Below are 3,431 nucleotides of genomic sequence, written 5' to 3' on the forward strand. Positions count from 1 at the left end.
GCGCCCGTACGGGCGCGGAGCACGGTGTTGTCGCGGGTCCGTGAGCCGTGGTCCGTGCTCTGCGGCCGGCCTGGCGCTGGCAGGCACCGGCGCGTGCCGCGGGCAGCAGGCGCGCGGCAGGCCGGTACGGGGCGTGCCGCCGGTCAGTTCCTGCCGGCCACCGCGGGGGGTTGGTCAGGGGCCGGCCCGCGCAACGTGTCGGCGTAGCGCACCAGTTCCGAGATGGCGGACCCGGGGAGTGCCGCCGCCAGGCGGCCGTCGGGCCGCACCACCAGCAGCGTGTGGGCGGGAGCGCCCGGATAGCTGTCGGCCACCAGCAGCTCCGCTTCGACCGGCAGCCGCCGGACCACCCCGGCGAGCTCGGGCATGAGCCCGGCCGACAGCCAGTGGCGGGCATCCCAGATCCCGGCGCCGGGCGCGGTCAGGACCAGCAGGTGCGGACCGCCGAGAAGGTCGTGCAGTCGGCCGCGGTCGCCGTTGAGAGCGGTCACCCGGATGTCGTCGATCACGTCCCCGGGCTCCGTGGCCACCCCCACGCCGTACCGCGACCGCGTCTGCGGATACGCTCCCGGCTCTCCGAGCGCCCCACGGCCGAGCGGCGCGTCCGCCAGCAGCGTCAGCCTGCTGTGTTCCCGCCCCGGGAGCAGCGCTCCGATACCGCCCCGCCCCCGCACCAGCGGCAGCGCCTGGTCCACGGCGCGCAGTCGCGCGCCCACGGCGCCGCGGCGCTCCGCCTCGTACGTGTCGAGGAGTGTGTCCGCGTCGCCGTGGTGCCAGTCCAGGGCCAGTTTCCACGCGAGGTTGTCCGCGTCGCGCAGCCCCTCGGCGGTCTGCTGGGTGCCCAGCGCGCCGAGCAGATGGGCGGCGTCCCCCGCGAGGAAGATCCGCCCGTCGCGCCAGTGCCGGGCGAGCCGCTGGTGGCAGAGGTAGACCCCCGTGTCCAGCAGGTCGTACGGCGGGATGTCGCCGTCGTGCCAGGCCGCCAGGGTCCGGTTGACCAGGTCCAGCAGCGCTTCCGGCGTGACGAGTTCCTCGCCGGTGGGCAGCGGCCAGTCCAGCCGCCAGCGTTGCGCGCCGAGCGGGCGGAGCACCACCTCGTCGACGGGCGCGTGCGCCGCCGGGAGCGCGCGGTGCAGCGCGGCGACGCCGACGTCCGGCAGTTCGGCCCGCAACGCGGCGACGGCGTGCCGTTCCACGGAGGTGCGCCCCGCGAACGGCACCCGCAACAGCTTGCGGACGGTGGAACGCGCGCCGTCGCAGCCGACGAGGTGGCTGCCGGCGACCTTCTCCTCACGGCCCGCGCCGGCGTCCCGGTCGCCGCGGTACACGTAGGCGGTGACGCCGTGCCCGGTCTGTTCGACGCCGCTGAGGCGGGACCGGGTGTCGATCCGGATGAGTCTCCGCCCGGCCGCGGCGAGGCGCAGCGCGTGCTCCAGCGCGTCGAGGGGCAGATGGGTGGGGGCCGCTTCGGGGGAGTACTCCACGTGCTCGCGGGTACGCCCGCGCAACGTGGTGCGCCACGCCTGCCAGCGGGTCGCCCGGTCGGCGGCGCCGGGGAGCCCGGCCCAGTGCGCGACGTCCGGTGGCAGCACACAGCTGCGGGCGGGTCGTTGGTCGACCCGCCCGTCACCTGGTTCGAGCACATGGGTGGGGACGCCCTGGCGGGCCAGGGCAAGCGCCAGCGCGAGCCCTGTCGGGCCCGCGCCGACGATGATCACGGGCAGCACAGGAGTATGCAACCCAGCAGGTGATCAACCGTCAAGTCAGTCCTTGCCGGTTCGGGTCGGGGGATCCCCGGCCTCGGTGGCCGGCGCCCCTGCGGGCTCGGCCTCCATCTGGTCGTGCGGGTCGGCGGTGACGACCGCGCCGGCGGTGCGCTTGCCCCGACGGATGGTGCGTTCCAGCCAGGTGGCCGCGGAGGTGAGGATGAAGTTCAGCACGATGAAGATCAGGGCCACCACGGTGAACGCCGCGATGGTGTTGGCCCCGTAGTTGGCGCTGATGGTGCGGACCGAACGCAGCAGCTCGTCGAAGTTGAGCATGACGCCGCCGAGAGCGGTGTCCTTGACGACGACGACCAGCTGGCTCACGAGCGCCGGCAGCATCAGGGTGACCGACTGCGGCAGCAGCACCTGGGTCATCATCTGGCCCTTGCGCATGCCGACGGCCTGCGCGGCGTCCTTCTGGCCGCGGGGCAGCGACAGGATGCCGGCCCGGACCACCTCGGCGATGACCGAGGCGTTGTACAGCACCAGGCCGGTGACGACTGCGTAAAGCGGGCGCATGTCCGAGCTGATGTTGGTGAACTCGACGTAGACGGCGCTGGCGAACAGCATGAGCAGCAGCACCGGAATGGCACGGAAGAACTCGATGATCCCGGCGCACGGCACCCGGACCCATCGGTGGTCCGACATCCTGCCGATGCCGAGCGCGGCGCCCAGGGGCAGCGCGATGATGATCGACAGCGCCGCGGCCTTGAGGGTGTTGCCGAGCGCCGGCAGGAGGAACGTCGTCCAGACGCGGGAGTCGGTGACGAACGGGCTCCACTTGTCGGCGTCGAGCTGGCCCTTGTCCGCCATCGCGGCGAGGACCCACCACACCAGGACGGCGAAGCCGACCAGGAACAGCACGGTGTAGAGGACGTTCCGCGCCCTGGCCTTCGGCCCGGGGGCGTCGTAGAGAACGGAGAGGTCACTCATCGCTTCACCGCCACGCGCTTGCTCACCCAGCCGAGCAGCAGCCCGGTCGGAAGGGTGAGGAGAATGAATCCGAGGGCGAAGATGCCGCCGATCAGGAACACCTGTGCCTCGTTCTCGATCATTGTCTTCATCAGGAGCGCGGCCTCGGCGACGCCGATCGCCGCGGCGACCGTGGTGTTCTTGGTGAGGGCGATGAGCACGTTGGCCAGCGGGGCGACCACCGAGCGGAACGCCTGGGGCAGGACCACCAGGCGCAGGACCTGGGTGAAGCTCAGCCCGAGGGCACGGGCCGCTTCGGCCTGCCCGACGGGCACGGTGTTGATGCCGGACCGCAGCGCCTCGCAGACGAACGCGGCGGTGTAGGCGGTGAGGCCGAGCACGGCGAGTCGGAAGTTCGTCTCCGTGAAGGTGTCCCCTCCCATCGCGATGCCCAGCGTCTGGAACAGGCCGAGGGAGGTGAAGAGGATGATGACGGTCAGCGGGGTGTTCCGGACGATGTTGACGTAGCCGGTGCCGAAGACGCGCATGAGGGGCACCGGGCTGACGCGCATGCCGGCCAGGATGGTGCCGAGGATGAGCGACCCGATGGCGGAGAAGACCGCGAGCTGCGCGGTGACCCAGAAGGCCCCGAACAGGTCGTACCGCTGTAGATCAAGGAAGTCGAACACTTAGGTCTCGAATTCTCGCCGTGACGGACAGAAAAGGGTGGCGCGCGGTCCGGGCGGACCGCGC

Annotated in this window: 3 protein-coding genes; all 3 read right to left on the bottom strand. The window is 72.1% G+C overall.

The window, feature by feature from the left end; translation table 11 throughout:
- Nucleotides 1-143: 143 nt before the first annotated feature.
- The 3 genes from HCJ92_RS15960 to HCJ92_RS15970 are packed head-to-tail and all read right to left on the bottom strand — an operon-like array spanning nt 144 to nt 3,367.
- Nucleotides 144-1,727: an FAD-dependent monooxygenase gene (locus tag HCJ92_RS15960; protein WP_167934267.1), complete on the bottom strand. Its 1,584-nt coding sequence runs from the start codon at nt 1,725-1,727 to the stop codon at nt 144-146.
- A gap of 36 nt (nt 1,728-1,763) precedes the next feature.
- Entirely contained in the window at nt 1,764-2,699 is a 936-nt protein-coding gene (locus HCJ92_RS15965; protein ID WP_167934268.1) for an amino acid ABC transporter permease, read from the bottom strand.
- Entirely contained in the window at nt 2,696-3,367 is a 672-nt protein-coding gene (locus tag HCJ92_RS15970; protein WP_167934269.1) for an amino acid ABC transporter permease, read from the bottom strand. Before HCJ92_RS15970 ends, HCJ92_RS15965 begins: the two co-directional genes overlap by 4 nt.
- Between the last annotated feature and the right edge of the window lie 64 nt (nt 3,368-3,431).

Source organism: Streptomyces spiramenti, from assembly GCF_012034385.1.
In the GTDB taxonomy this organism is placed as follows: domain Bacteria; phylum Actinomycetota; class Actinomycetes; order Streptomycetales; family Streptomycetaceae; genus Streptomyces; species Streptomyces spiramenti.